Below are 7313 nucleotides of genomic sequence, written 5' to 3' on the forward strand. Positions count from 1 at the left end.
CCTCCTGTTCGCAGAAGGGAATCACATTTCAGCCCAGACCGAAACCTCTTGAATCTGCCTTTCAGTCCGATGCTCTAAACCCCGCAAAGAAAGAGCGCCCATTCGGCTGGCGCTCTAGGTGGGCCGCTATAGCGACCATCCAGGGAGAACGACCGTGCCAACATGGCACAGGATGAGGCTGCGCCTGAAAGGTAAACGTATCCTTAATAGAGCCAGCCGCAGAGAGGCTTACTTACCGGTTTTGCCTGCCCCGTGAGCCCTGTCGTACAGTTCCGTCACATTGGCCATCATTCTGATGCGTCGCCCTCCACACTTCGAGCATCGCAGCCTCAAGGCCATGTCGGGCACCGGCAGGTCAGTAGGCCAGCCCTTCAGCGGCACCTCAGCACCATGTCCACAATCGTGCGCTTCACAATAAGCCATCGCGGTTCTGTACCCATCAGCAAGGCTCTGCCCGACAGTGACGGGCGGGATCTCGTTGCCATCTGCGTCATAGGCCCGGCGCGGATTGCGAGGGGGCTTCACGTGCGCCTCTTGGGTGGCATGGGCAAGTGCTTGAAGCTCAAGCCTTCCGCTGCAGCGCGGACAGCTTCGCGGCTCACGCCGAACTCACGGGCCAGCTTGCGGTATTCCCGCTCGCCAGCCGCATAGCGCAGCCGCGCCTCCAGGACCTGCTCCACCGTCAGCTTGGGTCTGCCCATCCTCGTGCACACTCGGAAGAACATAAAGCGAACATCTACTCAGATAAGCAGAGCTGTCGAGGGAGGTTCCTCCCCGGCAAGCAAGCCTGTGGAGAGTGTGGATGACTGATTATGGGGGGACCGGCCACCGGGGCGGCGAGAGTGTGACCTAGCGAAGGCGGGGCTTAAGCTCCCCTCGCTGGATCTGTCCTCGGATCCGGTTCGCCTCGGCCCGTGGCAAGCCTCGTGCGATGCAGGTGTCATCGACGTAAACCGCCCAGGTATGTTTGGAACCGCGCTCTGGCCTGACCGAGATATCCATAGGAGTGTCCCTCCGGGTGCGGAAGCTCGCACAGGACAACGCGGGAAGGCGGTCTTTGTCTTCAGCCGCGAGGTCCGGCCCCTGCGGCAGTATCTCGGCTTCTCAGCACTTGTCCCACTCCTTATCTCCCAGCTTGAGCGGAGGACGAGCGACCATGACTGACATTGAATGTTCCTGGCCCCCTGAAATGCTGGCAGAGGTCTTCCCAGAACAGTACGGACACCTTGTCTTCAATTGGACCGGCGAAGCGCCTGCTCCAGCGCCGCTCTACACGGTCAACCATCTCCCAAGCGGCTGCACCGTCCTCAGTCTGGTTGGTGGTCAGGAGGCCTGGAGGGCGGCTCATAAGCCTGCGACCTCGGATTTGGATTGAGGCGCGTAGTTCGGGAGCACAGGGTGGAAGGCCGTTATGGGAGAAGCCGAGTATATTCCTTCATCACATCGCCCCTTGGTGTAGACGGAGAACCGGAGTGCGTACCGCGCACCTCAGAAACTCGGTTCGCAACTAGACGACTTGCGCGCCTCGCCCACCCACTCAGCCGTGCAGCCAAGAGGGACCCAACAGGGTGGGTAGACGGGGCTACCGCGAGCGGCGACCCGCCGGGCAGGAATCCCTGAACTGGACGAAATCCCTGCTTAAGTCAGTGCGGGGCAGGTCCAGGTTGAGGCCGGTGCCCTGAGCCTTGATGATTTTAGCCCTTGCCAGAGTCTCTACTTCATTTGCCTCTATCAACACCTCGTACATCCATTGCTCGTCATGGAGATTGAAGCCGACGCTGACCTCTGGGAACTCGAAGGTCTTGCCATCAACGACGAGCCTTGCGTCAGGAACCTGATTGCGGCTGATGGCAGAGCCCAATTGCGTGTGATCCACTGGCCCTAGCATCAGTCTTACACCCGATGCCCCCGCGCAGGTGAGCATCACGGAGGTGTAGGTGTTCTGGAAGCCAGGATGCTTGCTGAGCAGACCAATCTTGGTCTTGTCCTCAGAAAGACTCCAATAGGCCTCCTCCCGCAGGTCGAGCGCATGAGCAGGACACGAGGCCAGGAGGGTCATTGCTGCCAGGAAAGTACGCTTATGCAGGGGTTGCCTGTACATGTTGTTCGCCCCGTTTCAGGTTAGACATCATCGCTGGTGAGCAAGCGAGGCACTACTCCAGAGAATTGAATGAGAGGGACAGACGAGGCTGAGGAAACTGCTCTCCGGCGGGAGCTATGACCAAGGCAAAGCCATCAGCTTTCCCGATTAGCCGAGGCTGCAGAGGGCACTGGTGGCTCTATCCTCTCGGTGCTCTCCACCCCGCCGCTTTTGCCTCATCCTCGGAGCAGAACCAACGCTCTCCGCTGGCCTCGCTGATTTGCGTGTTCTCGTAGTGTCGGCTTCCCGGCAGGTGGTAGATCCGGCCCGAGCCCGAGATGTTGCCCTTGATGTCACAGGTCCGCTCGGCGGCTCTGACCGCTCCACCAGCCGCTTCCGTGGGCAAGCGCTCGCCCCGTCGCCAGTCCCACGGCTTCACGAAGGTTCCGGCCCAGAGCCCACGCTTCGCCTGTCGGGCTTCCGTTTCCTCGTCCGAGTAGCGCCCGTCTGAATACTGACCGTACTCAACCGCCCAACCGTGCCGGACCAACTCGCCATTGATGTCCCGGCCATTGGAATGGCAGACGGCGACAACCCGCCCATACCGGTCCCGGTCCTCTTCCCGGCAGGTCACCCGCCCATTCCGGCCTATCAGCTCGGCCAAAGCATCCGCCGCTCGGGAGCCGCAGAGATAGCGCTGGCCACCGGCATCATTGCAAGTCTGCTTCCCCTCTGGTGCATCGACACCGTAAAGGCGGATGCGGGTGGTTTCACCTTGAATGGCAAGCGTGTCGCCATCGACCACATTCGCTTGGCCCGACAGGCTTTGAGCTGTGGCAGGCAACGCCATCAGGCCGAGCCCAAAGCTCAGAGGAAGGAAGAACGCTCTCATGTACAATGCCCCTTCTACCAGCGAGGATAAGGCTCGCAGGCAATTCCATCGTTGTCCCCGTCGAGGTGCGATGCATAGCCTGGCTGCCCCCCTATAGAGAGGAGCCGCTCCTGCCGCACGGGCGGCGGCACAGTTTCTATAGGAGACCGGGCTGGAGCCGCTCCACACCCTGACCTCGGGCTTGGAGTTGAAGCCGATTTCTCCACGGTAGTCCCAGGCCCAGATAGCGCCCCAACTGACAAGCGCAGCCAGTACCATCAACGAGAGATGAACACGGATCTGCCCAAGCAAGCGGCGGCGCTTCATCGTCTGCTGATAGCGGGCAAAGTGGATGTGCCAGTCTTCGTGTGAAACCATGCTGAAGCCCCCAGCAAGGACTATAAGCCTGATTGCTTGGCCGGGGAAGCGGGGCTGTACATTCCCGAGTGTCCATTTATCGTCAGGAGAACAGGCCGAGTGTGAGCCTTCAGAACGGCCCAGGAGGCAACTCAGAGCAATGTCTATCCAGTCCGTTTTCTACCTTTTGGGGATTTACCTCTGCCTCATCAATTTAGCGACCCTGGCAGCTTTCGCCTGGGACAAGCACTGCGCTCGGAACGGCATGTGGCGGGTTCCGGAGCGCACATTGCTTGGCATGGCGCTTGTTGGCGGAACGATTGGAGCGGTCGTCGCCCAGCACAGCCTGCGCCACAAGACGCGAAAAGAGCCGTTCCGTACTCAGCTCTACCTGATTGCTGGATTGCACATTGTCGCTCTCGGTGCACTCGCTTTTCCAGCAGTTCAGGATGCAGCGCTATCAATCGTGCAAAGTATGGGCTGACCGAGACGTCTGTAGCCGATGGCGGGAGGCCGCTGGCCTGTGGCGGCACCTTTGATTCTTTAATCAAACACGGGAGCTAAAATCTCCGCGTGGCCCCAAGGCCGGTTGACGAAAGGTTGAACCCCACGACTTTTGACCCGCCCCCTCCCTCTGCGGTCGAAACTTTTTTCTCCACGTTTATGATGAGAGAAGCCCAAGGCCGGTTCCTAAACAATGCGCTCTAGAGTTTTGAACGCCCCCCACTCCCTGGTGGCTGCCACAGACCACGCGAGCACTCCCTGTCCTTGATAGAGCCTCTATTTGAATCGAAATCTCTTGGCCAAAACCACCTCATGAACTACACCGCTGCAGTCCTGACATCCGACTAATGAGCGGAGCGAGCGTCAAGCGGGATGGTTTGTACCGCTTGGCCGGAGGCATCGACAATCTCAAGCCTCCAGCCCTGCCATTCGTCCGAGTTGGAAGGATCTTGTGCCCGAAGCTCCTCTGCGGCTTCCAGGGCTGAAATCATGGCGGCTTGGATACTGGACGCCTCAATACCTTCCTCGTCGCGGATCATGGTCTCGCCATCCGTGAGGTTGAAGTAATACCGCGCCCGCACCGGAATGCCCGGCTCGGATGTATCCGGCGCATGGGCCGAGAGGTTCGTTTCGGAGAGAATTTCAGTCGGCGTCGGCTTGTTATTCGGAACACGAGTCATGACTTAAGCGCTTTACTGAATTGCAGGAGGTGAAAGGTTGGCAAGATCCACCCACCCGGTACATGTTGGAAGCTCAGGGACAAGGTACACGCGGCTTCCGTCAACCTTCTCAATCCGACATGGATAGCTTCTCTTGTCCCCCGGAGGTCGGTACAACACGAGGCTTCCAGCAGAGACGGCATTCTCTAGAACGGGCTCCGCATTGCCTTCTGCGCCTGTTCCCAGCTGCTCGGCTCTGATTTCACCGAGGGAAGTACCTTGCTTCGCTGCTCGGAGGCGGTCGAGGGCCGCAATGGCGAGACGGGCTCGGTCACGGTAACGCTCCATGACCACTTTCAAAGGGCCGCGCTCCTGCCCTGAATGCCAGGAGACCCCGCCAGCTTTGGCCAACTCCGCCGCCACAGCCTCAACTTCGTCATCTGTCATGCGCGACCTCTGTACAAGCACCTAGGGCAGAATTCCTGCATTACTACAAACGAGACGTAGAGTGCTCCAAACTAGTCCGATTTGTCCGAGTTACGGTTAATCCGACGCGGAGAGCGCAGTCTGGTTCCGCTGTGATTGCAGGGTGGCTCCTCCATGCGGCAATCGCGGCTTGCCAATCCGTTGCCTCAGCTGTGGCTGGTTTGAAACCGGATGACCATTGAAGCCGCTTCATCAGCCGCGCCGCTGCCATCTCAATGACTGGTCGACGGGCACCTGTTGAGAAGCAGGCACATTCCCTTCCATCAGCAGGATAGAAAGAGGAACTCTTTGGCGGCTTCAGCCGTTCATGTAATGGAGGCGCTCACCTACCGCCTCCAAGCCAAAGCTTCAAAGCCCCTGATGGTCATTAGATAGTCCTCAAGGGCTTATTTATTGTTTTGCGCTGACTTTCAATGCTGCTCATCAAGTTTATTGCTGCGCTTTTTCATCGCAACAGCGATATAGTTCCGTGCTAATACCTTCGGGTTATGTCGTTTTTAGGTAGGAACGCGTTCCGCTTTTTGAACGTCTTCAATTCATGACGGCTGTCGTTGTGCAGTCACCCTGTAGATGTAGATTAGTGTAGGTGAACCATGAAGCGTTCTTATGCTCTTGCCTTGTCAGGCGTAGCTCTGTTCTTAGGCTCTTCTGTTTCGACTTCCGCACAAGTCATTCGGACAGGCCAGCAGTGCGTCCCTGCAGTTGCCAATCCATCCATGTATCACAACTGTCAGCTCCGCATCGTGCAGGGTCAGGAGGTCTGCAGCTGCGCCATCAGGCCTCAGGCTCTGCGCCAGCGAATGGACCGGCTGAACGACCGCAATGACCTGAATACTGGCTCCATCAACAGTCGTGGCACGAACGGCCCTGCGGTTGGGGTCGGCGGAACGTCAGGATCCGTCAGCAGCGGCGGCAGAACTGGCGCTAGCGGCACTGTCAACACAGGCGGCACGGCTGGCGTTGGTGGAACCGTGGGCAATGTCGGCACTGTCAACACAGGTGGTGCAACTCGCCCCGGTGGAACTGTGAGCAATGGCAGCACAGTTGGTGTCGGCGGTAATGCTGGTGCCGGTGGCAACGTCAACACAGGCGGCACGGTTGGCGCTGGCGGCTCAGCGGGTGGTATCGGCACTGTAGGCTCTGGTGGAACCAGCGGCACCGGCGGGACCACGGGTAATGGCGGCGGTACTGTTGCCGATAACGGAAACACCGGTGGAACCGGCAGCACGGGCGGTGGCTCGACTGGGAGCGGTGGTAGCAACGTTGGTGGTCCCGGCAATCCCGGCAACGACAAGGGTGTCGGCAATGCGGGTGAAAGCCCAAATGGCCGCGACTTTGGCGGCGGTGAGAAAGGCCGCAGCGACTCCGATGACAAAGGCAGCAACGCTGGCGGCAACGGCAACGGTCATGGCGGCAGCGCTGGAGGCCCTGGTAATCCCGGCAACGACAAGAGTGTCGGCGGGGCTGGAGAGAGCCCGAACGGAGGTGACTTCGGCGGTGGCTCGAAGGGCCGCAGTGATGCTGGCGACAAAGGTGGCAATGCTGGCGGAAGTGGGAATGGCGGCAACGGCGGTGGACGTGGTGGCAAGGACGGGTGAGCCGAAGGCCATGAACCCAACAATTGCTCGACTGCCTGAGCGTCTTGTCTAAGCAGACCTGCTTACAATGAGATGGACCCTTGGCTTTTCACCGAGCCAAGGGTCTTTCTGTGGTGCTGGCGTAAGACACCGGGGTGGGTCTGCTTGCCTTGGAGGAGGCGACAATAGGAAAGCGGATGAAACATCTTAGAGCGGCAGCTTGCCAAATCGCTACTTCAGCCTTGGCTCGACTAGCACGAAACGAATGTCATAAGCGCTTCATCAGCCGCGCCGCTGCCATAACGAGTTGCGCATCCAGCATCTCCTCAGCCGCATCGTACTTGGCCACCCACCGCTCGTACGTCGCCCATCGCATGCCCTTCGGCTTGGGCGGCACATCCCACTCATCCGGGTCCTCATCCCCGAGCAGAGCCTCTTTGACCTTGGCTTTCGTGCGCCACGCCCGCCCAGTGGGGTAGAGGAACTGAGAGGCGTAGGCAGCCCTGCGGCCCCAAGCATAACGACTGGCAAAGAACGTAGCGCCAAGAGGCCTGTTGTCATAGGGCGGTGAATACTGCCTGATTATGGGCCTCGAAAATTCCCGAGCTGATGCCCTGCCTTCGCGGCCTGAGGCACGCTCTGGCCGTGCAGGCGCTCCCGCCGTCACCGATGATCCTCTCCGTGTGAGAACGGACGGGAGCCGCGACGGTGATCCAGCTTGGAGAAGTGCTTATGATCCTGGACCTTCATCGTCAGGGATTGTCCATCTCAGCCATCGC

General features: G+C 59.4%; 8 protein-coding genes. 1 reads left to right on the top strand and 7 read right to left on the bottom strand.

Translation table 11 applies throughout. The features are described 5' to 3' along the window. Positions 1 to 521: 521 nt before the first annotated feature. From JQC81_RS31495 to JQC81_RS34575, 4 genes are all read right to left on the bottom strand, one after another. Positions 522 to 701, bottom strand: coding sequence for a helix-turn-helix domain-containing protein (locus JQC81_RS31495; protein WP_203275710.1), 180 nt, complete (start codon positions 699 to 701; stop codon positions 522 to 524). Between the two features lie 881 nt (positions 702 to 1582). Next, the gene (locus tag JQC81_RS31500) at positions 1583 to 2101 is read right to left on the bottom strand and encodes a hypothetical protein (protein ID WP_203275711.1); all 519 of its coding nucleotides are present in this window, start codon (positions 2099 to 2101) and stop codon (positions 1583 to 1585) included. Between the two features lie 178 nt (positions 2102 to 2279). After that, positions 2280 to 2972: a thermonuclease family protein gene (locus JQC81_RS31505; RefSeq protein ID WP_203275712.1), complete on the bottom strand. Its 693-nt coding sequence runs from the start codon at positions 2970 to 2972 to the stop codon at positions 2280 to 2282. Between the two features lie 14 nt (positions 2973 to 2986). Then, the gene (locus JQC81_RS34575) at positions 2987 to 3178 is read right to left on the bottom strand and encodes an excalibur calcium-binding domain-containing protein (RefSeq protein WP_376772481.1); all 192 of its coding nucleotides are present in this window, start codon (positions 3176 to 3178) and stop codon (positions 2987 to 2989) included. 290 nt (positions 3179 to 3468) lie between these two features. Between JQC81_RS34575 and JQC81_RS31515 the strand changes: the two genes are divergently transcribed. After that, positions 3469 to 3792: a DUF1294 domain-containing protein gene (locus tag JQC81_RS31515; protein WP_203275713.1), complete on the top strand. Its 324-nt coding sequence runs from the start codon at positions 3469 to 3471 to the stop codon at positions 3790 to 3792. A 364-nt stretch (positions 3793 to 4156) separates the two neighbouring features. Here JQC81_RS31515 and JQC81_RS31520 read toward each other — a convergent pair whose 3' ends face one another. The 3 genes from JQC81_RS31520 to JQC81_RS34075 form a co-directional block, all read right to left on the bottom strand. Next, on the bottom strand, positions 4157 to 4492 hold the full coding sequence (locus tag JQC81_RS31520; protein ID WP_246520816.1) for a DUF6894 family protein: 336 nt from the start codon (positions 4490 to 4492) through the stop codon (positions 4157 to 4159). Positions 4493 to 6069: 1577 nt separating this feature from the next. After that, a complete protein-coding gene (locus JQC81_RS31525; RefSeq protein ID WP_203275714.1) occupies positions 6070 to 6567 on the bottom strand; it encodes a hypothetical protein in 498 nt (165 codons plus the stop codon). Positions 6568 to 6802: 235 nt separating this feature from the next. Next, on the bottom strand, positions 6803 to 6931 hold the full coding sequence (locus JQC81_RS34075; protein WP_281400475.1) for a hypothetical protein: 129 nt from the start codon (positions 6929 to 6931) through the stop codon (positions 6803 to 6805). Positions 6932 to 7313: the final 382 nt, after the last annotated feature.

This window comes from Microvirga arabica (assembly GCF_016811235.1).
In the GTDB taxonomy this organism is placed as follows: Bacteria; Pseudomonadota; Alphaproteobacteria; order Rhizobiales; family Beijerinckiaceae; genus Microvirga; species Microvirga arabica.